Source organism: Mesorhizobium sp. CO1-1-11, assembly GCF_020164995.1.
Lineage (GTDB): Bacteria > Pseudomonadota > Alphaproteobacteria > Rhizobiales > Rhizobiaceae > Mesorhizobium > Mesorhizobium australicum.
In genome coordinates, this window is the sequence record NZ_JAIUHE010000003.1 from 88,575 (window position 1) to 110,664 (window position 22,090).

General features: G+C 63.0%; 16 protein-coding genes and 1 tRNA gene. 5 read left to right on the forward strand and 12 right to left on the reverse strand.

The genetic code is table 11. From position 1 onward, the window contains the following. Positions 1-4: 4 nt before the first annotated feature. From LB554_RS04360 to LB554_RS04395, 8 genes are all read right to left on the reverse strand, one after another. Positions 5-949 carry a carbohydrate ABC transporter permease gene (locus LB554_RS04360; RefSeq protein WP_140713381.1) on the reverse strand — a complete coding sequence of 315 codons (945 nt, stop codon included), beginning with the start codon at positions 947-949 and terminating at the stop codon, positions 5-7. Further along, positions 946-1,896, reverse strand: coding sequence for a carbohydrate ABC transporter permease (locus LB554_RS04365; RefSeq protein WP_224583283.1), 951 nt, complete (start codon positions 1,894-1,896; stop codon positions 946-948). Before LB554_RS04365 ends, LB554_RS04360 begins: the two co-directional genes overlap by 4 nt. Positions 1,897-1,984: 88 nt before the next feature. Continuing rightward, positions 1,985-3,238 carry an ABC transporter substrate-binding protein gene (locus LB554_RS04370; RefSeq protein WP_140789006.1) on the reverse strand — a complete coding sequence of 418 codons (1,254 nt, stop codon included), beginning with the start codon at positions 3,236-3,238 and terminating at the stop codon, positions 1,985-1,987. A gap of 58 nt (positions 3,239-3,296) precedes the next feature. After that, on the reverse strand, positions 3,297-4,808 hold the full coding sequence (locus LB554_RS04375; protein ID WP_224583285.1) for an aldehyde dehydrogenase family protein: 1,512 nt from the start codon (positions 4,806-4,808) through the stop codon (positions 3,297-3,299). Between the two features lie 17 nt (positions 4,809-4,825). After that, on the reverse strand, positions 4,826-5,602 hold the full coding sequence (locus LB554_RS04380) for an enoyl-CoA hydratase/isomerase family protein (RefSeq protein WP_140875191.1): 777 nt from the start codon (positions 5,600-5,602) through the stop codon (positions 4,826-4,828). Further along, positions 5,595-7,196 (reverse strand): acyl CoA:acetate/3-ketoacid CoA transferase, encoded by a 1,602-nt coding sequence (locus LB554_RS04385; RefSeq protein WP_140875193.1) that lies wholly within the window; start codon positions 7,194-7,196, stop codon positions 5,595-5,597. Before LB554_RS04385 ends, LB554_RS04380 begins: the two co-directional genes overlap by 8 nt. Further along, the gene (locus LB554_RS04390; RefSeq protein WP_224583287.1) at positions 7,193-8,209 is read right to left on the reverse strand and encodes a Gfo/Idh/MocA family protein; all 1,017 of its coding nucleotides are present in this window, start codon (positions 8,207-8,209) and stop codon (positions 7,193-7,195) included. Before LB554_RS04390 ends, LB554_RS04385 begins: the two co-directional genes overlap by 4 nt. Further along, the gene (locus tag LB554_RS04395) at positions 8,206-9,264 is read right to left on the reverse strand and encodes a LacI family DNA-binding transcriptional regulator (protein WP_140875197.1); all 1,059 of its coding nucleotides are present in this window, start codon (positions 9,262-9,264) and stop codon (positions 8,206-8,208) included. Before LB554_RS04395 ends, LB554_RS04390 begins: the two co-directional genes overlap by 4 nt. A gap of 238 nt (positions 9,265-9,502) precedes the next feature. Here LB554_RS04395 and LB554_RS04400 point away from each other — a divergent pair, with 238 nt between their 5' ends. Continuing rightward, on the forward strand, positions 9,503-10,657 hold the full coding sequence (locus LB554_RS04400; protein WP_224583290.1) for a dihydrodipicolinate synthase family protein: 1,155 nt from the start codon (positions 9,503-9,505) through the stop codon (positions 10,655-10,657). A gap of 91 nt (positions 10,658-10,748) precedes the next feature. Here LB554_RS04400 and LB554_RS04405 read toward each other — a convergent pair. Next, a tRNA-Val gene (locus tag LB554_RS04405) sits at positions 10,749-10,823 on the reverse strand. Positions 10,824-10,938: 115 nt separating this feature from the next. Further along, the gene (gene cpdR / locus LB554_RS04410; protein WP_006199474.1) at positions 10,939-11,301 is read right to left on the reverse strand and encodes a cell cycle two-component system response regulator CpdR; all 363 of its coding nucleotides are present in this window, start codon (positions 11,299-11,301) and stop codon (positions 10,939-10,941) included. Positions 11,302-11,463: 162 nt separating this feature from the next. Here cpdR and LB554_RS04415 point away from each other — a divergent pair, with 162 nt between their 5' ends. Together LB554_RS04415 and hisN are read left to right on the forward strand one after the other, a co-directional pair. Next, positions 11,464-12,405 (forward strand): N-formylglutamate amidohydrolase, encoded by a 942-nt coding sequence (locus LB554_RS04415; protein WP_140721345.1) that lies wholly within the window; start codon positions 11,464-11,466, stop codon positions 12,403-12,405. A gap of 371 nt (positions 12,406-12,776) precedes the next feature. Beyond that, the gene (gene hisN, locus LB554_RS04420) at positions 12,777-13,550 is read left to right on the forward strand and encodes a histidinol-phosphatase (RefSeq protein WP_224583292.1); all 774 of its coding nucleotides are present in this window, start codon (positions 12,777-12,779) and stop codon (positions 13,548-13,550) included. 137 nt (positions 13,551-13,687) lie between these two features. Here the strand turns inward: hisN and LB554_RS04425 are convergent, their stop codons facing one another. Next, positions 13,688-14,665: an alpha/beta fold hydrolase gene (locus LB554_RS04425; protein WP_224583294.1), complete on the reverse strand. Its 978-nt coding sequence runs from the start codon at positions 14,663-14,665 to the stop codon at positions 13,688-13,690. Between the two features lie 479 nt (positions 14,666-15,144). Here LB554_RS04425 and LB554_RS04430 point away from each other — a divergent pair, with 479 nt between their 5' ends. Further along, positions 15,145-15,612, forward strand: a complete 468-nt coding sequence (locus LB554_RS04430) for an Hsp20 family protein (protein WP_013893124.1) — start codon at positions 15,145-15,147, stop codon at positions 15,610-15,612. Positions 15,613-15,692: 80 nt separating this feature from the next. Here the strand turns inward: LB554_RS04430 and LB554_RS04435 are convergent, their stop codons facing one another. Beyond that, entirely contained in the window at positions 15,693-16,745 is a 1,053-nt protein-coding gene (locus LB554_RS04435) for a threonine aldolase family protein (protein WP_224583296.1), read from the reverse strand. Between the two features lie 473 nt (positions 16,746-17,218). On the opposite strand from LB554_RS04435, the gene gltB reads away from it, so the two are divergent. Then, entirely contained in the window at positions 17,219-21,952 is a 4,734-nt protein-coding gene (gltB, locus tag LB554_RS04440) for a glutamate synthase large subunit (RefSeq protein ID WP_224583298.1), read from the forward strand. Positions 21,953-22,090: the final 138 nt, after the last annotated feature.

The following is a 22,090-nucleotide window of genomic DNA, read 5'->3' on the forward strand; positions in this document are numbered from 1 at the left end:
TGGGTTATCCTTTGACCGCGCCCGCCATCAGGCCACGCACGAAGTAGCGGCCGGCGAGCACGTAGACGAGAAGGGTGGGCAGTGCCGCGATCATCGCGGCCGCCATGTTGACGTTGTATTCGACGACGCCTGTCGAGGTGTTGACGACGTTGTTGAGCGCCACCGTCATCGGCATGGCGTCGCCGGTGCCGGCATAGGCGGAGGCGAACAGGAAGTCGTTCCAGATGTTCGTGAACTGATAGATGACGGTGACGACGAAGATCGGCATCGAATTCGGCAGCATGATGCGCCGAAAGATCTGGAAGAAAGAGGCGCCGTCGACCTGCGCGGCCTTGACCAGTTCGGTCGGGAACGCCTCGTAATAGTTGCGGAAGAACAGCGTGGTGAAGCCGATGCCGTAGACGACGTGGACGAACACCAGGTTCACCGTCGGGTTGCCGAGGCCGAAGCTGGTTCCGACCGTGTTCTGCAGCGACACGCCAAACCGTCCGAGGCTGCCCAGGATCGTCGCCATCGGCAACAGTACCGACTGGAACGGGATGAAGCAGGCAAACAGCATCAGCCCGAACACCAGGGTCGCGCCGCGAAAACGCCATTTGGTCAGCACGTAGCCATTGAGCGCGCCGAGCATGGTCGAGATCAGCACGGCCGGAACCACCATCTTTATGGAGTTCCAGAAATAGCCCTTGATGCCGGCGCAGGTGAGGCCTACGCAGGTCTCACCCCAGGCCTTCAGCCAGGGGTCGAAGGTCGGCGCCTTTGGCAGCGCCAGCATGTTGCCGTTCTGGATCTCGTCCATGGTCTTGAACGAGGTCACCAGCATGACGAACAGCGGCATCAGGTAGAACAGTGCGAACAGCGCCAGAAGCCCGTAGATGACGATGCGGTTGACAATCTTGACGTTGACGCCGCCGCTGGCCCGGCGGGCGGGAGTGGTCACGGCGCTCATCGCGATTTCTCCCTAAGTTCGGAATAGAGATAGGGCACGATGATGGCGACGATGGTCATCAGCATGATCACGGCGCTGGCCGAGCCGACGGCCATTTCGTTGCGCTTGAAGGTGTATTCATACATGAAGTTGGACGGCAACCAGGCCGAGCCGCCGGGGCCGCCGCTGGTCAGTGCCACGACCAGGTCGTAGGATTTGATGGCTAGGTGCGCGAGCACGATGAAGGCCGACAGGAAGATCGGCCGCAAGAGCGGAATGACGATGCGGCGATAGAGCTGGAAGGTGGTGGCGCCGTCGATCTGCGCCGCCTTCATGATCTCGCCGTCAATACCGCGCAGGCCGGCCAGGAACATCGCCATGATGAAGCCGGAGGCCTGCCAGACGCCGGCGATGACCACGGTGTAGATGACGAAATCCTTGTTCTTGATCCAGTCGAAATGGAAGCTCGTCCAGCCCCATTGATGCAGCGTCTGTTCGAGACCTAGGCCGGGGTCGAGGAACCATTTCCAGGCAACGCCGGTGACGATGAAGGAGAGCGCCATCGGATAGAGGTAGATGGGGCGCAAAACGCCTTCGCCGCGAATCTTCTGATCGAGCAGGATGGCCAGGAACAGGCCGAGCGCCAGGCAGATCAAGATGTAGAGAAAGCCGAAAATGCCCATATTGGTGATCGACGTGTACCAGCTCGATGGCGGGTCGGTGTCGAAGGTCCAGCCCCACAATCGCTGATAGGCGCGTGCGCCTGTTATGGCATAGGACGGGAAGGTCTTGGAGTTGGTGAAGGACAGATAGATCGTCCACAGGATGAAGCCGTAGACGAAGGCGATGGTGATGGCGAAGCTCGGCGCCAGCACGATCTTGGGCAAGGCATCCTGCAGGCGCGAGCGCACCGAGGTGCGCGACCGCTCCGGCGTCAGCTTGATCTGGGTTGTCGCTACACTGCTCATGGGGTTCCTCCCGTCGGCATCCGGCCGATCGGCCTCACGGACCGGAAACCTTCCCCGCCGGAGCGGGGAAGGTGTTTGTGGCCGGCGCTTACTTGGCGTCGTCGATCGCCTTGACCAGTTCGGTCACGGCTTCGTCCGAGGTCTTGATCTGACCGTGGACAAACTTCGAGATGACGTCCTTGTAGGCATTGGCGACAGCCGGAGGCGCGCCATAGCCCTGGGCCAGCGAGCCGAACAGCGTGCCGCCTTCATTGGCCTTCTTCAGGTCGGCGATACCCTTCTTGCCGCAAGCGTCGAAGTCGGTGTCAGGCACGTCGGTGCGGGCCGGAACCGAACCCTTGACGACGTTGAAGGCCGACTGGAAGCTCTTCGACAAGGTGGCGGTGGCCAGAGCGATCTGGGCGGCCTTGCGGTCGTCCGGAACGTTGAACATGCCGAACATGTCGGAGTTGTAGATCACCGAGCCGTCGGTGCCCGGGAAGCGATAGCAGAGGAAGTCCGTACCCGGTGTCTTGTTGGCGGCGTGGAACTCGCCCTTGGCCCAGTCGCCCATGACCTGCACCAGCGCATCGCCCTTGATGACCATCGCGGTGGCCAAGTTCCAGTCGCGGCCAGAGAAGTTCGGGTCGACATAGGTGACGAGCTTGGCCAGATTGTCGAACGACTTCTTCATCGTGTCGGACTTGAGCGACGCGTCGTCGAGGTCGTTCATCGCCTTCTTGTAGAACTCAGGTCCGCCGGTCGACAGCACGACGGAATCGAACATGGTCGCTTCCTGCCAGTTCTGGCCACCAAGCGCGAGCGGGGTGACCCCAGCCGCCTTGGCCTTGTCGAGCAGGGCGATGAAATCGTCGAAGGTCTTAGGCTCGGTGCCGCCGATCTTGTCCATCACCGCCTTGTTGATCCACAGCCAGTTGACGGAGTGGACGTTGACCGGAGCGGCAACCCACTTGCCGTCATAGACGGAGAACTTCTGCAGCGCGGCCGGAACCGACTTGTCCCAGCCTTCCTTCTTCGCCGTCTCTGTGAGGTCGCCCATCACGCCGGCAGCGGCATAGTCGAGCACGGTGTAGCCGAGCATCTGCGAGGCGGTCGGATAGTTGCCGGCCGCGACCATCGCCTTCAGCGCGGTCATGGCGGCATCGCCGCCGCCGCCGGCCACGGGAACGTCCTTCCAGGCATAGCCTTCCTTGGCCAGATCGCCCTTGAGCACGTTGAGAGCAGCCGCTTCGCCGCCCGACGTCCACCAATGCAGCATCTGCACTTCCTTGACGTCCTCGGCATGGGCCGCGAAAGCCAGGCCCGAAGCGAGCGCCGTTCCGATAAGCAGTTTGCGCAACATGTACTTCCTCCCTTGTTGCATTACACGACCGGTGGCAGCCCACCGGGTTCTTCCCAACTCAGCCGACCCACCAACCGGTGCGCTGGCCGCGATGAAACTGGATTGTCTTTTCCTCGGTATAGTCCTCAACAGCGCGCTTGCCGAGTTCGCGGCCCAAGCCCGACTGCTTGTAGCCGCCGAACGGCAGTTCTGGATAACCTTCCATGAACGTGTTCACCCAGACAGTCCCCGAACGCACGCCCCGCGCCACCGACATGCAGGTGTCGATGCTGGCGCTCCACACACCCGCCGACAGACCATAGGGCGTGTTGTTGGCGATGCGCAACGCCTTTTCAATCGATTCAAAAGTCAGCACCGAGAGCACCGGCCCGAACACTTCCTCGCGCGCGACCGTCATGTTTTCGGTGACGTTGCGTAAGATCGTCGGATCGAGATATTGGCCGGCATTGGAAGGGCGTTGCCCGCCGCCGCTGTAGATACTGCCGCCTTCACTCGCGGCAGCCGCGACGTAACCCGTCACCTTGGCCAGATGGTCTGACGAAATCATCGCGCCGACCTTGGTTAGGTCGTCGAGCGGATCGCCCACGGTTACCCTGGCGGTCAATGCCTTCACGGCGCCCAGGAAGTCGTCGGCGATCGCCTCATGCACGATCAGCCGGCTGCCGGCATTGCAGCACTCGCCGGCGTTGAAGAAGCCGCCGAATACCGCGGCATCGGCAGCGGCTTTAAGATCGGCATCGGGGAAGACGATCTGGCCGTTCTTGCCGCCGAGTTCCATCGAAACTCTCTTAAGGGAATTCGAGGCCGCAGCCATGGTCATCTTGCCGACGCGGGTGGAACCGGTAAACGAAACCATCTCGACCAGCGGATGGCTGACCATCGGCGCGCCGACATCGGCGCCGAGACCTGCGAGGATGTTGACGACTCCAGCGGGAACGCCGGCTTCCAACAGGATATCGCCAAGCACGAAAGTCGAGGCCGACGTCATTTCGCTTGGCTTGACCACGGCCGTGCAGCCGGCGGCGAGCGCGAAAGGCAGTTTCTGGCTGACGATGAGGAATGGGAAATTCCACGGCGTGATGATCGAGACGACGCCGATCGGCTCACGCAGGACGACGCCCAGCATGGCATCGCCAAGATTGGCGTAGCTTTCGCCGTGCAACGTTCGGGCCAGTGAGGCGGCATAGCGCCAGATGTCGACGGCGCCGCCGATTTCGGCGCGCGCCTGGGCGATCGGCTTGCCGGATTCCAGCGCATCGAGCCGGGCGATGTCTTCCAGCCGGATCTCGATCAGGTCGGCGGCCTTAAGCAGGATCGCGGCGCGTTCGGACGCTTGCATGCGCGGCCAGGGGCCGGTCTCGAAGGCCCTGTGCGCCGCCTGCACCGCGGCTTCCACTTCGGCGGCACCCGCCTGAGCATAGTGTGAAACCATGAAGCCGTGGCCGGGGCTCTTGCGTTCCAGCATGCGGCCATCGCGGGCATCGACATGCTTGCCGTCGATCAGAAGCTTGTATGCCTTGGGGGCCACGGAGGCCTCGGCAGGCATGGAAATCTTCAGAGGTGCATTCATGTGATTTCCACTCTGTCCTACGAACGCGAAAACACGGGCTTCTGCTTGGTCTTGAAGGAGCCGACGCCGGCCTTGAGATCGCCGGTGAGCGCCATGAAGCCGCTGGCCAAGGCTTCTGTCGCAGCGGCACTTTCCTCGCCTTCCGCCACCGCAATCATCAGCTTGGCGGCTTCGGTGGCCAGTGGTCCGCGTTCGGCGATTTTTTCAGCCCAGATCCTGGCTTCATCCGACGCCTTGCCGGTTTCGACGACGCGATCGACGACGCCTAGCGCAAGCGCTTCCGGCGCCAGAAAAATCTCGCCACCGACAGCCATGCGACGCACCGTCTGGGCGCCGAAGCGACGCACCGCGCGCTGCGTGCCGGACCAGCCGGGGACAACGCCGATCGAGGTCTCGGGGAAGCCGAGCTTCACCTGCGTTTCCGCGACGCGGAAATCACAAGCCACGGCCAGTTCCAGCCCGCCGCCGAGCGCATGACCGGACAGAACGGCGATGGTCGGTTGCCGCAGCCGCGCCAGCCGGTCGAAGACACGGTGGCCGTAGCGCACCCATTGCACCTGGAAATCGGCGGCACTCATGCTCCCCCAGGCCTCGACGTCGCCGCCGGCGCAAAATCCCTTGCCTTGGCCGCATATGAGGACGACGCGGACATGCTGAGCGCTTTCCGCCTCGTCCAGCGCCGCTTCCAGCGCGCGCAGCATCGGGATATCGAGCGCATTGAACTTTTCCGGACGGCGCAAGGTGACAATGCCGATCGCGCCATCCTGCTCGAAGGTGACGAGGCGCTCAGCCATGCGCGCCTCCGAGCGAGGCGCCGCCATTCAGCGACAGGCCGATCGGCCGATCCTGGTAGAGTGCCGCCGGCGTCACCTTGAGGTCGTTGGCTACGTTGAGCGGGATCTCGGCCTGCGCCAGCACATCGCGCTCGAGGTCGATGCCCGGCGCCAGTTCCATCACCATCAGCCCATCGGGCGTCAGCTTCATGACGCAGCGCTCGGTGACATAGGTGATGTCCTGTCCCTGCGCGACGGCGCGCTTGCCGGAGAAGGAGATGTGCTCGACCTCCTCGACGACTTTCTTGACCTTGCCTTCCGCGTCGATGCGGATGCCGCCATTGGCGAGCGACAGCTTTGCCCCGGCATTGAAGAAGCCGGAAAAAACGATCTTCTTCGCCCGTGACGTGATGTCGACGAAGCCGCCGGCGCCGGCGGTGACATGCGGCCGCGCCGAAAGCCTGGACACGTTGACCGAGCCGTGGCGGTCGATCTGCAGGAAGGAGAGCAGCGAAGCGTCGAAGCCGCCGGCCTGGAAATAGGTGAACTGGTGCGGCGAGGGCATGATCGCCTCGGCGTTGGAGGCGCAGCCGAACTTGAAGTCGAGCAACGGCACGCCGCCGACCGCGCCCTGTTCGATCAGCCAGGTGACCTTGCCGTGCTGGCCTTCTTCCAGAAGAATACGCGGCACGTTGGCCGAAATGCCGAAGCCGATGTTGACGGCCATGCCGTCGCGAAGCTCCATGGCGACCCGGCGCGCGATCACCTTTTGGACATTCATCTCGGCATTGCGGAAGCTCGACAGCGGCCGGAAGATCTCGCCGGAGATTGCGGGATCGTAGGGCGTCAGCGTCGTCTGCAACTGATCCGGCGCAATGACGATATGGTCGACCAGCACGCCCGGCACGCGCACATCATGCGGCTTCAACGTGCCGTTCTCGACGACGCGTTTGACCTGCGCGATGACGATGCCGCCATTGTTGCGGGCGGCGAGCGCCTGCTCCAGCCCGCCGAGATAGGCCCCCTCATGCTCGTAGGTAAGGTTGCCGCGCTCGTCAGCCGTGGTGGCACGGATGATCGAGACCTGCGGCACGATGGCGCGGAAGTAGAGCCATTCTTCGCCGTCGAATTGCTGCACCGACACGATCGGCTCGGCGGCGGCGGCGTTCATGGCGCAGCCCTGGTGGCGCGGGTCGGCGAAAGTGTCGAGGCCGACCTTGGTCAGCACGCCCGGTCGCTTGGCGGCGGCCTCTCGGTGCATGTCGAACAGGATGCCGGACGGCACGTTATAGGCGGCAACCGCATTGTCGCCGATCATCTTCCAGATTTGCGGCGGCTCGGCGGAGGAGGGACCTGACGGATAGGAGCCGCACAGCGTACGCTTCAAGAGGCCGGGCTTCGCCAGATGATCGATGCCCTTGATGCCATACATGTCGCCGGCGGCGATCGGGTGCAGCGTGGTGATATCCTTCGGATGGCCCTCGCCATCGAAGCGTTCGCCGATCGCGGCGAGCACGGCGTCTGGACAGCCGAGGCCGCTCGACGAGGACACCGAGACGACCATGCCGTCCTTGATCAGGCTGGCGGCCTGCGCCGATGAGACGACCTTGCTCAATTCATGCTCCCGAGTTTCGGGTCGATCTTGACGGTCTTGCCGGAAGCCGCCGATTGCAATGCCGCCTCGGCCGCGGCGAGCGACCAGATGCCGTCTTCTCCGGTGGCGGAAGGCTGACCCTCGCCACGGACCGCGGCATGGAACCCGCGTACCGACCTGGCGTAGAGATTCTCGCGGTCGAAGCTCAACCGTTCTTCGCCGCTGGCGGTGCGCAGGAGGACCGAGCCTGCCGGCTGCTGCGTCATCACATTGCGGGCGATGAGCGAGCCCTGCGAGCCGTGCACCTCGAAGCCGGTGTCGGCAAACCTGGTGGTGAACCCCTCATGCGATTGCGCGATAAGGCCCGATTTGAAGCGCCAGACGCACATGGCGCCATCTTCCAGCCCGCTCCCGGCCATGCCGGCGGATTGCGTGAAAGCGGAAACCTCGACCGGATCGTCGCCAAGCACGAAGCGCAGCGTGTCTGCATCGTGCACGGTGATGTCGAGCACCACCCCGCCGCCTGCCTCGGGCCTGGCGATGCGCCAGCCCTGCAGGTTTTCGGGCAGGTAGACGGAATGGAAGACACGCGCGGCAATGGGGTTGCCGATGCGGCCCGCGGCAACGGCGTCGCGCATGGCACGGTGCGCGCCGGCATTGCGCAGATGATGATTGGTACCGAGCACGATGCCAGCCTCCTTGGCCGAAGCGACCATCTTGCGCGCGTCATCGCTGGTCAGCGCCAGCGGCTTCTCGCACAGCACATGCTTTCCCGCCTTGGCGGCGGCCAGCGCCTGTTCGAAATGCAGTTCATTGGTGGTGGAGATGTAGACGGCGTCGATGTCCGATCCGAGCAAGGCGTCGAGATTCGATACGGCGGCTGGAATGCCATTTTCCCTTGCATAGGCCGTGGCGCGTTCCGCGCTGGAACTCATGACAGCCGCGATCTCGCCATCGGGTTGAGCGCGAATGGCATCGATCATGAATTGCCGGGCGATCGTGCTGGCGCCGATCAGCCCCCATTTGACGCTCATGTCGCGGTTCCCGCTGCCACGGGCCTTTTTCGCGTGCGGCGATCCGGGCCGCAGCTTTCCCTGACCACGAGATTGACGGCGCCGACATGATCCTCGGCCCGCGTGGTGCGCGACTGGATCATCTTGATCATGACGTGGGCCGCGCGTTCGCCGAGACCGGCGGAGTCCACCGCTACGCTGGTCAGCGGCGGCATATAATGTTCGGCCTCGACCACATCGTCGAAGCCGACGACAGCGAAATCCGCGCCCGGCTCAAGTCCGCGCTTGCGCAGCGCCAGCATGACGCCAAAGGCAACGGCATCGTTGAAGCACAGCGCCGCGGTCGGCGGCTCGGCCATTGCCAGCGACGTTTCCAGACAGGCCATGCCGCCCTTGCGGTTGGTTTCGCCCTCGATGATAAGCGCATCGCGGGCGTCGATGCCGAGCGTCTCGCAGGCCTCGCGAAAGCCGCCCAGGCGCTCATGATAAACGACGAGGTCGGACGAACCGCCGAAGAAGGCCAGGCGGCGATGCCCCTTGCCGACGAGATGCGAAGTCGCGAGATAGGCGCCCCGATGATTGTCGGGAGCAATCACCGGAATGCGGCTTTCAGGCAGCCGGCGCATGGCGAAGGCAATCGGCAGACCGGCTATTTCCAGCCGCCGGAACGCCCCTGGCGTCGTGCCGCGCGCCGGGGAAACGATGAGCCCGGCGACGCCCTGTTCCATCAGAGACTTCAGCACTTCTTCCTGGCGCACCGGATTTTCGGCAGTGTTGGCGATGAAGGGCACGATGCCGGCCGACTGGAAGACCCGCTCCATGCCGACCGCCATCTCGGCGAAGAACGGATTGGTGAGGTCGTTGATGACCATGCCGATGACGTTGGAGTGGGCCTTGCGCAGATTGGCGGCGCCGCGGTTATAGACATAGCCGACATCCTCGATCGCCTTGCGCACCTTGACCGCGGTTTCGGGGCGGATCAGGCCGCTGCCCTGGAGCACGAGCGACACCGTCGATTTGGACACGCCTGCTTCGCGGGCGATGTCGAAGATCGTCGCCTTCGGCCGGCTGGCCATCCAGATATCCTCCCCGGTTTTTTCAATCGAATTTATTGGAACGTTCTAATCCTTGCTCCGAGGATGAGTCAATCAGGATTTTTCTCTAGCAAGAGCAGCAGGTCATATGTGGTCAAACGATATGCTACCCAAGGGGTCGTTGTGTTGCAACGCAGCATCGCTGGCCGTCCATCTCAAACCTTAAAGGTTCTTGATTTATTGGAACGTTCCATTTAGGAGACACGAAAGGGAGAGATCCATGGACATTGCCTTGCCTGGCGAGGGTGGCCGCAGCACAGCCTACGCGCTTGTCGGACAGCCGGTCCAGCCGGTGACCGGCGCGCGGTTTTCGCGCATCGCCTATGCCGCCGCGCATGTCGTCGCCGATCCGCTGGGAATGACAGATCCATGGTCGCGGCCCGTTGTCGATTGGGACAGGACGATGGCGTTTCGTCATCATCTATGGCGGCTCGGCTTCCGCATCGCCGAGGCAATGGACACGTCGCAGCGCGGCATGGGTTTCGATTGGACGAATGCGCAGGAATTGATCCGCCGTTCAATCGCGGAGGCGCGGACCGTCGCTGGCGCCGATCTCGCCTCGGGTGCGGGCACCGACCATCTGGCACCGTCGAAGGCCCGGACGGTCGACGACGTGGTCGCCGCCTATGAGGAGCAGTTCGCTTTCATCGAAGGCCAGGGCGGCAAGGCGATCATGATGGCCAGCCGCGCGCTGGCGGCCGTGGCGAAGGGGCCAGACGATTACGCCCTGGTTTACGACCGCATATTGGGCCAGGCCTCCGGCAAGGTCATCCTGCACTGGCTGGGCGACATGTTCGATCCGATCTTGAAAGGCTATTGGGGCAGTGACGATTTCGAGACCACGCTCGATACGGTGATCGCCATCATGGAGCGCAATGCCGGCAAGGTCGAAGGCATCAAGATATCGCTGCTCGACGCCGGCAAGGAAGTGGCGCTCAGGAACCGGCTGCCGGACGGCGTCATGATGTTCACCGGCGACGACTTCAATTATCCCGAGCTGATCGCCGGAGACGGCAAGCGGCACTCGCATGCGCTGCTCGGCATTTTCGACGCGATCGCACCGGCCGCCAATGCCGCGCTGTGGAAGCTGGCTGCCGGCGATCGTACCGGCTACGACGCGCTGATGGCGCCGACCGTGCCGCTGTCACGAAAAATCTTCGAGGCGCCGACTGAATATTACAAGGCCGGCATTGTCTTCATGGCCTGGCTCAATGGCCACCAGGACCATTTCTCGATGGTCGGCGGCATGCAGTCGGCGCGCGGCATCCGCCATTATGCCGACGTCTTTCGCCTCGCCGACCAGGCAGGATTGCTGGCCGACCCCGACCTTGCCATTTCGCGGATGAAAAGCCTGTGTGCTGTCGCGGGGGCCTAAAACGCGTTTCGCGATCGGATCACCCGTCGTCCATTCCGGTGAGCGCCAAGACGCTCGCGTATTGATGCAAGGTCCGAATATCTGGGTTGGATGGTGGGCGTGACAGGGATTGAACCTGTGACCCCTGCAATGTCAATGCAGTGCTCTCCCGCTGAGCTACACGCCCATCCGAAGCCGCGCATACACCATTTTTGGTCAGGCGCGTCAATAGCAGGAAAAGAGGAAAAACACGTCGTCCCGCCGCGGCTGTGGACCGACGCCGGCGGCTTGCGAAAGGCGGTTCAAGCCGCCTGCAGCATCTTCTCGACCTCGTTGACCAGATCGCGCAGGTGGAAGGGCTTGGACAGCACCTTGGCGTCTTTCGGCGCCTTGGAATCCGGGTTCAGCGCGACGGCGGCAAAACCGGTGATGAACATGACCTTGAGATCGGGATCGATCTCGGTGGCGCGACGCGCCAGTTCGATGCCGTCCATCTCCGGCATGACGATGTCGGTCAGAAGCAGCGAGAACGGTTCCTCACGCAGCCGCTCATAGGCGCTGGCGCCGTTGTCGAAATCGCTGACCTGATAGCCGGCGCGCTCCAGCGCCTTGACGAGGAACCGACGCATATCGTCGTCGTCTTCCGCCAGAAGAATGCGTGCCATGTTATCCCGTCCGAATCACCCGCCGGAGACTGCCGTGGGGCAGGCCCGTTAACCATCCTGTATATGAGGAGGTGAGAGTAAACATCAAGTGAACGCGGACGCGCCTGACCCACATTTGCCCAGCGGCACGACCGCCGAAATGCTGGACATGCGGCCAGCAAGGTGGCAGTTTCATGCCATGATGCACTGGTGTTTTCGGGTTCGTTCAAATTGAAGACGGCAGCCGAGGATTTTTCGGTCTTTCCACCCTTCGAAATCCGGTCGGGCGCCGAGCAGCGCGTCCCCTTCCTTTTCAACTCGCCGCATAGCGGCCGCTACTATCCCGAACGCTTTCTTGCCATGGCAAGGCTCGATCGCAATGCCATCCGCCGCTCGGAGGATTGCTATGTCGACGAGTTGTTCGGCGGCGCCGTGGCGCTCGGCGCGCCGCTGCTGGCGGCGAATTTCCCGCGCGCCTATCTCGACGTCAACCGCGAGCCCTGGGAACTCGACCCGCGCATGTTCGCCGAGCCGGTGCCGTCCTTCTGCAACATCCGCTCCGCGCGCGTGGCCGGCGGGCTCGGCACCGTGCCGAAGCTGGTGGGCGAGGGGCTCGACATCTATTCGGGCCGCTTGCCGCTCGCCGAGGCGGTTGCCCGCATCGAGGCCGTCTACAAGCCCTATCACGAAACGCTGAAGCGGCTTTTGACCAGGACCCACGCCCGGTTCGGCTTTGCCGTGCTGATCGATTGCCATTCGATGCCGGCGAGCATCCGTGTCGGGGACAACGGGCTGCGGCCGGATTTCATCATCGGCGACCGTTTCGGCATCTCGGCCACCGCGGCCCTGACCGAAACCGCGATCGGCCTGTTGACCGCGATGGGCTATACGGTTGCCCACAACAAGCCTTACGCCGGCGGGTTCATCACCGAGCATTACGGCCGTCCGGCGCGTCATTTGCACGCGCTGCAGATCGAGGTCAATCGCGGGCTCTACATGAATGAGCGGACATTCGAGAAAGCCGCCGGCTTCGACGCGCTGGCCGACGACCTGACGCGGTTTTCAGCCGACCTGATGGCGATGCCGGACCATCATTTCATCGATCTGCCGCTGGCCGCGGAGTGAAGACCACGCCTTGTCTCATGCGTGCCACCGCCCAAGATTTTTGTGTGCTTCTTTGGACGGCCCGCTCCAGGAGCGGCCGTGAAAAAAAGACCGCATCGTTTGCACGATACGGTCGAAGTCTAGGGAGGAAACGCCCAAGGAGGGCATGGACAGGAAACCCTGTCCGAGATTGAGGGTATTGTGCAGCGCACAAATGTCAAGCGACGTTTAGGCTTTTTTAATTCAGAGTGATGTGGAAATTGCGTTTCGATGACGTTGGAGTGACATTCCGGCAACAATTGTCGCGGCGGATAAATCGATAGACAAGCTTGTCTTGGCGGGGAAGTCGCGGCAAGCCCCGGCTCGGGCGCGCTGCAAAGCGGGAGAATCAGTTGGACATCAGCATCGATTTCATGCGCCGTATCGCGCAAGCGGCAGCGGCGGAGACCTTGCCGCGCTTCCGCGCCCAGGGCGCGGTCGCCAACAAGGAAAAAGGCAGTTTCGATCCGGTCACGCAGGCCGACCGCGAGGCCGAGCGCGCTATCCGGGCGCTGATATCGGCTGAGTATCCCGACCACGGCATCCTGGGCGAAGAGCACGGCAGCGAGAACATCTCCAGCCGGCATGTCTGGGTGATCGATCCGATCGACGGCACCCGTGCCTTCATCTCCGGCCTGCCGGTGTGGGGGACGCTGGTCGGGCTGACGGTCGATGGTGACGCGGTCGCCGGCATGATGGCGCAGCCCTTCACCGGCGAGCTGTTCTACGCCAACGCCTCCGGATCACATTATGAGGGGCCGGGAGGGCCCCGCAAGCTGACGACCCGCAAGACGACGAAGCTGGCCGAGGCCACGTTGTTCACCACAACGCCGGCCCTGTTCAAGGGCGAGGCACGCAATCGCTATGACGCGTTCGAGCGGCAAATCCAGCTCGCCCGTTATGGCGCCGATTGCTATGCCTTCGCCATGATCGCCTCGGGGAGCGTCGACATCGTCGCCGATCCTGGATTGAAGCCCTACGACATCGTGGCGCTGATCCCGATCATCGAGAAGGCAGGCGGGGTCGTCACCACCTTCGACGGTGGGCCCGCGGAGAATGGCGGCGATGTTCTAGCGGCCGCGACACCGGAGCTTCATGCCGCCGCCATGGCTGCCCTGCGCGGCTGACATCGCCTCCGGTCGGCGGCTCTCGACCGCTGGAATGCCGCCGGCGTACGCCCATAGGTCTGCCTGAACGCCGCCAGCGCCTCCTTCCTGAAAAAGGGAGTGTCAGCTACGCCCTCTCGCGGAAGAGCCGCGGCCCGTCAGGCTGTCGGGTCATCTGAGCCGGGGACGAAGGCGTCGAAGGCGGCGAGGAATTGTTCGCGGTAGAGATCGGCTTCCTGCAGGATTTCGTGCTTGGCACCGTCGATCATCAACAGCGAACCCAGCCGTAGATTTCTCGCATATGCCTCCACCGCCCGGGTCGAGACGACCTGGTCGGCGCCGGCGGCGATGATCAGCAGCGGCACCTGAATGCGGGCCATGAAGTCGGGGTCGCTGACGGCTGCCGACGCCTTCGCCGCCGCCTGCAGCCAGCGGATCGTCGGGCCGCCGAGCGCCATTTGCGGATATTCTTCATAAATGCGCGTGTTACGGCGATAGCGTTGCGGATCCGAGGTCACCTTGTTGGCTTCGAAGGGCAGCGTATGTCTCGGCCTTGGACCCCAGGCGGCATAGAGCCAGCCGAGCCCCAGGGCGCAGAAAACCGAACAGATCCGGCGCACCGTCCCTATCGAGACCGGCAGGTCGGGCAATGTCAGGAACGGCGCGATCAGCACCATGCGCCGCACGCGGTTTACCATCGACGGCGCGGCAAGCAGCGCGATCACAGCGCCGGCCGAATGGGCGAGGATATAGTACGGTCCGCGGCAGTCCGGCAGCACGATCTCTTCGAAGAACTGCTCCAGGTCAGCCGTATAGTCGCGGAACGACCTGACATAGCCACGCTGGCGATCGCGGATCAGCCTGTCCGAACCGCCCTGACCGCGCCAGTCCAGGATGGCGACACCAAAGCCACGCGCGGCAAGGTCACGGATGGTCTCGAAATATTTCTCAATGCACTCGTTGCGGCCGCCGAGCAGCACCACGGTGCCCCGCATCGGCCGCGCAACCGCCGCGAACAGGCCATAACGTATTTTCTTGCCGTCGCGCGTGGTGAAAAAGCCGCCGGTGGCGTTTTCCGGTCGCGGATTGCCCTCGGTTTCGTGGAAGAGCGGAGTGTCGTAGAAAAGATCCGTCATTCGGCGCTTTGTGCTCGGCGTCCTTGCGCGCCAGCTGGTCGCGGCTGGCCTCGTCACGGTGATAGACGCCAACACATCAAAAGCAAAGCAAATCCGGGTTATTGAGGGCTGAGACGGGTCAGGCCGGAAGCGGCTTTGAGCGCGCTTCCGGCCCCTGTCGATCCGGGAGGAAGGGACGTTAACACCCGGTTCGGCCTCGTTGCGGCACCTTCGCAGATCCGGCGCCGCCAATCCTTGATCTTGAAAGCCACTTTAGCGCGGGCTGTCTGAACGGGCGCCGAAGCACCGGTTCATCTGCCGTTCATCAAAGGTTGGCCGCCTCGTTCTTTTTTGCCGTCAAACGAAACTTGAAATGCTTTCGAGCGCTCCCCAGATGTGGGTTGCGGTCGCCAATCGGGGCCGCTGGTCCTCCCGAAACGCCGCTCGCGGGTTTCGCACCGACCATACGCAAACCATGTTGCTCAACAGGAGAACACCTCATGCGTCACGTTGATTTTTCCCCGCTTTACCGTTCGACCGTCGGCTTCGACCGTCTCTTCACCATGTTGGATTCGCTTGCGCAGCCCGACGGCGCGCAGACCTACCCGCCCTATAACATCGAGCGCACCGGCGAGGATTCCTACCGGATTTCGATGGCCGTCGCCGGCTTCTCGGACGAGGAAATCTCGATCGAAGCTCACCGTAACGTGCTGACCGTGAAGGGCGAGCGCAAGGACGAGGGCACCGGCGAGGGTTCCGAACTGCTCTATCGCGGCATTGCCTCCAGGGCCTTCGAGCGCCGCTTCCAGCTTGCCGATCACGTTGAAGTCGTCGGCGCCGCGCTGAAGAACGGCCTGCTCTTCGTCGACCTCAAGCGCAACATTCCCGAAGAGCTGAAGCCGCGCAAGATCGCGATCACCTCGGCTCCGGCCAAGGCCAAGCAGATCGAGGCCAAGACGGCAGCCTGACGACCGCATAAAATCTAAAGTCTCCTCCCGAGACGGAAGCGGCGCCGCGAGGCGCCGCTTTTTTGTCCGAAGATTGACTGTTATCCGGCGATCAGCTGGCCAAAGCGGTCGACTTCCTCAGTCGTCGTGGCAAAGCTGGTGACGAAGCGATAGAGCAGTTCGTCCTCGCCGATATGGCCGTCAAAACCATGCGGCCTGTGCCAGTCATAGAAGGCCGCGCCTGCCGCCTGCAGCCTGTCTGCTTCGGTTTTCTCGATCACCGCGAACACCTCATTAGCCTGCGGCAACCAAGCGAGCTTTGCCGTGGCCGAATCCTCGATCGCCGCCGCCAGGCGCGCGGCCATGGCATTGGCATGCCTGGCGGTGTCGAGCCACAGCCCGTCCTTGAAATAGGCTTCGAACTGCGCCGCGACGAAACGCGACTTCGAAAGCAGCTGTGCGGCACGCTTGCGCAGGAAGGCCAATTCCTTGGCACGGTCGAGGTCGAACAGCACGATCGCCTCGGCACACCAGCAACCGTTCTTGGTACCGCCGAAGGACAGGACATCGACCCCGCGTTTCCAGGTCATTTCGGCCGGCGTGGTGTCAAGCGCGGCCAGCGCATTGGCAAAGCGGGCGCCATCCATGTGCAGTGGCACGGAATGCTGTTTGGCGATGGCCGAGATCGCGTCAATGTCGTCGAGACCATAGACGGTGCCGACCTCGGTCGACTGGGTGATCGAGACCGCCATCGGCCGGCCCCAATGAACGACCTCGCTTGCGAAACGGCCGATCGCCCTGCCCAGATTGGGCGGGTCGATCTTGCCTAGGGGACCGTCGACGGCGTGCAGCCGCGAGCCGCCGGAAAAATACTCCGGCGCGCCACATTCATCCTCGATGACATGCGATTCTCGGTGAGCGAAGGAAATGCCGCCCGGCTTGTTGAAAGCGGTCAACGACAGCGAATTGGCGGCGGTGCCGGTTGCCACGAAGAACACCGCGACCTCGCGTTCGAAAATTTCACTGAAGCGCTGATAAACCGCCTCGTCGAGGGCGCTGTCACCATAGGCGGTGGCAAAGCCGCCGGCCGCGGCCGACAGGCCGGCAACGATATTGGGATGGGCGCCTGCCCAATTGTCGGAAGCGAAGAACATGTATCTGCCTGTGTTGGGGAAATCAGCCGGAGTTGACCGGTTTAACGCGCCGACCGCAAGGGCCAGGCGCCGAAAAACCGTTGAAGCCAGCCAACGTGGCGGCAAGCGTCGGCGACTTAAGCTTACGTTTTTCTCCAACTCCGTGTAATTTTATGTCGCGGAAGCTCCAGGTTTTTTGTGAATCGGTCTTGTGCGCGTTTCGGAATTCTGCCATAAAAATTTAGGACAGTAGTGCTGTCTTATTTTGTCGCACAAAACAGGGCCGGATTGGCGTAACATATTGGCCTCTCCGGCTGTTGCCGCGAGCGACAGGTGGACGGCCGGACGCTGGCCTGTACGATACCAGATGCGAAGCATGCGAAAAGCCGCATGGTTCGAAAAGGATTTCGCAAGACGTGCCGCAAGGATCAGGGTGAGCCAAGCGCTTGCCGAGGCAAACCAGCGCCTGAAGGGCTGGAATGGAGGACAGGACAATGACGGAATTGACGCTCTCTGCGACGAACGGCCAGGCCGCGCAGACGAAAGCGGCCGCCGTCAAAAATACCTCCGCCAAAAATCGCGCGACTGCCGGCGGCTTGACCGCCCAGGGCCTCTACGATCCGCGCAACGAGCATGACGCCTGCGGCGTCGGCTTCATCGTCAACATGAAGGGCGTGAAGTCGCATCAGATCGTCAAGGACGGGCTTGCCGTGCTCGAGAACCTGACGCATCGCGGCGCAGTCGGCGCCGATCCGCTGGTCGGCGATGGCGCCGGCGTGCTGGTACAGCTTCCGGATCTTTTCTTCCGTGAGGAGATGGCGGCCCAAGGTATCGAACTGCCACCGGTAGGCCAGTACGGCGTCGGACACTGGTTCATGCCGCAGGATGCTGCCCTTCGTGCACATATCGAAGAGATCATCGCCGAATCGGCGCAGTCCGAGGGGCTGCCACTGCTCGGTTTCCGTGACGTGCCGGTCGACAATTCGTCGCTATCGAAGGCGCCTGACATCGTCGCGTCCGAGCCGTTCCACCGCCAGGTCTTCATCGGCCGCACGGCCGACATTACCGACGACGAGGAATACGAGGCCAGGCTCTACCTGCTGCGCAAGGTCATATCGGGCCGCATCTACGCCGAGAACGACAACAAGGACATCGGTGCCTACTGCGTGTCGCTGTCGGCGCGCACCATCGTCTACAAGGGCATGTTCCTGGCTTATCAGGTCGGGGCCTACTACAAGGACCTCAAGGACCCGCGTTTTGAGACCGCGCTGATCCTCGTCCACCAGCGCTTCTCGACCAACACCTTCCCGTCGTGGAAGCTGGCGCATCCCTACCGCATGGTCGCGCATAATGGCGAGATCAACACGGTGCGCGGCAACAACAACTGGATGGCGGCGCGCCAGGCGTCAGTCGATTCCGAACTGTTCGGCAACAACATCTCGAAGCTCTGGCCGATCTCCTATGACGGCCAGTCCGATACCGCCTGCTTCGACAATGCGCTCGAGTTTCTGTTCCAGGGCGGCTACAGCCTCAGCCACGCCATGATGATGCTGATCCCGGAAGCCTGGGCCGGCAACAAGCTCATGGATGCCGATCGCAAGGCCTTCTACGAATACCACGCCGCGTTGATGGAGCCTTGGGACGGGCCGGCGGCGGTCGCCTTCACCGACGGACGCCAGATCGGCGCCACGCTGGACCGCAACGGCTTGCGCCCGGCACGCTATATCGTCACTGACGACGACCGCGTCATCATGGCTTCCGAGGCCGGCGTGCTGCCGGTGCCGGAAGAGAAGATCGTCCAGAAGTGGCGGCTGCAGCCCGGCCGCATGCTTCTGATCGACCTTGGCAAGGGCCGCATCGTCCCCGACGAGGAAATCAAGTCGGAGATCGCGACCAAACACCCCTACAAGACCTGGCTTGCCAATACGCAGCTCATCCTGGAAGATTTAAAGCCGGTCGAGCCGCGCGCGCTGCGCAAGGATGTCAGCCTGCTCGATCGCCAGCAGGCGTTCGGCTACACCCAGGAAGACACCAAACTATTGATGTCGCCGATGGCGACCACCGGCCAGGAAGCCGTGGGCTCGATGGGCACCGACACGCCGATCTCGGCGATGTCGGACAAGTCGAAGCTGCTCTACACCTACTTCAAGCAGAATTTTGCCCAGGTCACCAACCCGCCGATCGACCCGATCCGCGAGGAACTGGTGATGAGCCTGGTGTCGTTCATCGGACCGCGGCCGAACATCTTCGACCTGGTCGGCAATTCGCGCCGCAAGCGGCTCGAAGTGCGCCAGCCGATCCTGACCAATGGCGATCTCGAGAAGATCCGCTCGATTGGCCACACCGAGGACCGTTTCGACACCAAGACGATCGACATCACCTATGGGTCGAGCGAGGGTGCTGCCGGCATGCAGGGAGCCATCGACCGGCTGTGCGAGCGGGCGGAAGCGGCAGTCGCCGGCGGCTACAACATCATCATCCTGTCCGATCGCCAGCTCGGACCGGACCGCATCGCCATTCCGGCGTTGCTGGCCACGGCCGCCGTGCACCACCATCTGATCCGCAAGGGGCTGCGCACCGCGGTCGGCCTGGTCGTCGAATCGGGCGAGCCGCGCGAGGTGCATCATTTCTGCTGCCTTGCAGGCTACGGCGCGGAAGCGATCAATCCCTATCTCGCCTTCGACACGTTGCTCGACATGCACAAGCGCGGCGAACTGCCCGAGGAGGTCGACGCCTACGAAGTGGTGTCGCGCTACATCAAGTCGATCGGCAAGGGCATCCTCAAGGTGATGTCCAAAATGGGCATCTCGACCTATCAGTCCTATTGCGGCGCGCAGATCTTCGATGCCATCGGGCTGAAGACCGATTTCGTGCAGCAATACTTCACCGGTACCGCGACACTGATCGAAGGCGTCGGACTGGATGAGGTCGCAGGTGAAACCGTCAGCCGTCACACGGACGGTTTCGGCAGCGATCCGGTGCTGCGCAACAGCCTCGAGGTCGGTGGCGAATACCTGTTCCGCATGCGCGGCGAGGCGCATATGTGGTCGCCCGACGCGGTCGCCACCTTGCAGCACGCCGTGCGCCAGGGATCGTGGGAGACGTTCAAGGACTATTCGGCGCAGATCGACAGCGAGACGGCCCGCGCCCAGACCATACGCGGCTTGTTCAAGATCAAGCTGGCGGATGAGACCGGCCGCACGAAGGTCGCCCTCGACGATGTCATGCCGGCGGCCGACATCGTCAAGCGCTTCTCGACCGGGGCGATGTCGTTCGGCTCGATTTCCAGGGAAGCGCACACCACGCTGGCGCGTGCCATGAACCAGATCGGCGGCAAGTCGAACACCGGCGAGGGTGGCGAAGAGGCCGATCGCTATCTGCCGCTGCCAGGTGGCGGCAAGAACCCCGAACGTTCGGCGATCAAGCAGGTCGCGTCGGGGCGTTTCGGCGTGACGGCGGAATATCTCGTCAACTCCGACATGATGCAGATCAAGGTGGCGCAGGGGGCCAAGCCCGGCGAGGGCGGCCAGTTGCCCGGCCATAAGGTCGACGCAACCATCGCCAAGGTTCGGCATTCGACGCCGGGCGTCGGCCTGATCTCGCCGCCGCCGCACCACGACATCTATTCAATCGAGGATCTGGCGCAGCTGATCTACGATCTGAAGAACGTCAATCCGGCGGCCGACGTCTCGGTCAAGCTGGTGTCGGAGGTTGGTGTAGGCACGGTCGCGGCCGGCGTTGCAAAGGCGCGCGCCGACCACATCACCATCTCTGGCTATGATGGCGGCACCGGTGCGTCGCCGCTGACCTCGCTCAAGCATGCCGGCAGCCCGTGGGAAATGGGTCTTGCCGAAACGCACCAGACGCTGGTGCTGAACGGCCTGCGCTCGCGCGTGGCGCTGCAGGTCGACGGCGGCCTGCGCACCGGGCGCGACGTCATCATCGGCGCGCTGCTCGGCGCCGACGAGTTCGGCTTCTCGACCGCGCCTTTGATCGCGGCCGGCTGCATCATGATGCGCAAATGCCATCTCAACACCTGCCCGGTCGGCGTCGCGACGCAGGATCCGGTGCTGCGCAAGCGCTTCAAGGGTACGCCCGAGCACGTCATCAACTTCTTCTTCTACGTGGCGGAAGAGGTGCGGGCGCTGCTCGCCGAAATGGGCTTCACCCATATCGACCAGATCATCGGTGACGCCGACCTTCTGGAAAAGCGTGACGTGATCCAGCACTGGAAGGCGCGCGGGCTCGATTTCTCGAAGATGTTCTACAAGCCCGATGCGCCGCATGAAGCGGTGCACTGGACCGAGCGGCAGAAGCATCCGATCGACGATGTGCTCGACCGCAAGCTGATCGAACTGGCCAAACCCGCGCTGGAGGCCAAGCAACCGGTCAAGATCGAGGTCGACATCCGCAATGTCGACCGTTCGACGGGCGCCATGCTGTCGGGCGAGGTCGCCAAGCGCTTCAAGCACAAGGGCCTGCGCGAGGACACGATCCAGGTAAAACTCACCGGCACGGCCGGCCAGTCCTTCGCCGCCTTCCTGGCACGTGGCATCTCGTTCGAGCTCGTCGGCGCCGCCAATGACTATGTCGGCAAGGGCCTGTCGGGCGGGCGCATCGTCATCCGGCCACCGGAAGAGGCAAGGATCGTCGCGGCCGACTCCATCATCGTCGGCAATACGGTGCTCTATGGCGCGACCGAGGGCGAGGCCTATTTCGCCGGCGTCGCTGGCGAGCGCTTCGCGGTGCGCAATTCGGGCGTCGCCGCGGTCGTCGAGGGCGTCGGCGACCATGGCTGCGAATACATGACCGGCGGCGTCGTCGTCGTCATCGGCAAAACCGGCCGCAACTTTGCCGCCGGCATGTCGGGCGGTGTCGCCTATGTGCTGGACGAAGCAGGTGATTTCGCCGAGCGCTGCAACATGGCCATGGTCGAGCTGGAGCCGGTCCCAGAAGAAGACGATCTGATGGAAAGGCTGCTGCACCATGGCGGCGACCTCGACCACAAGGGCCGCGTCGACGTGTCCGGCGACATGACCAGTCATGACGAAGAACGGCTTTACCAGCTGATCTCGAACCACGTGCACTATACGGGTTCGGTGCGCGGCCGCGAGATACTCGACGACTGGGCTATTTTCCGGCCGAAATTCCGCAAGATCATGCCGGTCGAATACCGCCGCGCGCTGATCGAGATGGAACGCATGCGCATGGGCGTCGCGGCCGAATAGATTTGAGAATTGCCGGGGGGCCCAGGCTTCCCGGCCCCTTCATCGACAGTTTGACCTCGGGCTCAAGGTTGCCACGGCTGCCTCAAGAGGTTAACGGGTGCGGCGAAAACCGCACCATCTGGACAGCAGGAACTGGAC

Bases quoted from the DNA above. Each gene is read 5' to 3' on its own strand.
- LB554_RS04360 (WP_140713381.1), bottom strand. From the start codon at position 949: ATGAGCGCCGTGACCACTCCCGCCCGCCGGGCCAGCGGCGGCGTCAAC.
- LB554_RS04365 (WP_224583283.1), bottom strand. From the start codon at position 1,896: ATGAGCAGTGTAGCGACAACCCAGATCAAGCTGACGCCGGAGCGGTCG.
- LB554_RS04370 (WP_140789006.1), bottom strand. From the start codon at position 3,238: ATGTTGCGCAAACTGCTTATCGGAACGGCGCTCGCTTCGGGCCTGGCT.
- LB554_RS04375 (WP_224583285.1), bottom strand. From the start codon at position 4,808: ATGAATGCACCTCTGAAGATTTCCATGCCTGCCGAGGCCTCCGTGGCC.
- LB554_RS04380 (WP_140875191.1), bottom strand. From the start codon at position 5,602: ATGGCTGAGCGCCTCGTCACCTTCGAGCAGGATGGCGCGATCGGCATT.
- LB554_RS04390 (WP_224583287.1), bottom strand. From the start codon at position 8,209: ATGAGCGTCAAATGGGGGCTGATCGGCGCCAGCACGATCGCCCGGCAA.
- LB554_RS04395 (WP_140875197.1), bottom strand. From the start codon at position 9,264: ATGGCCAGCCGGCCGAAGGCGACGATCTTCGACATCGCCCGCGAAGCA.
- LB554_RS04400 (WP_224583290.1), top strand. From the start codon at position 9,503: ATGGACATTGCCTTGCCTGGCGAGGGTGGCCGCAGCACAGCCTACGCG.
- cpdR (WP_006199474.1), bottom strand. From the start codon at position 11,301: ATGGCACGCATTCTTCTGGCGGAAGACGACGACGATATGCGTCGGTTC.
- LB554_RS04425 (WP_224583294.1), bottom strand. From the start codon at position 14,665: ATGACGGATCTTTTCTACGACACTCCGCTCTTCCACGAAACCGAGGGC.
- LB554_RS04430 (WP_013893124.1), top strand. From the start codon at position 15,145: ATGCGTCACGTTGATTTTTCCCCGCTTTACCGTTCGACCGTCGGCTTC.
- LB554_RS04435 (WP_224583296.1), bottom strand. From the start codon at position 16,745: ATGTTCTTCGCTTCCGACAATTGGGCAGGCGCCCATCCCAATATCGTT.
- gltB (WP_224583298.1), top strand. From the start codon at position 17,219: ATGACGGAATTGACGCTCTCTGCGACGAACGGCCAGGCCGCGCAGACG.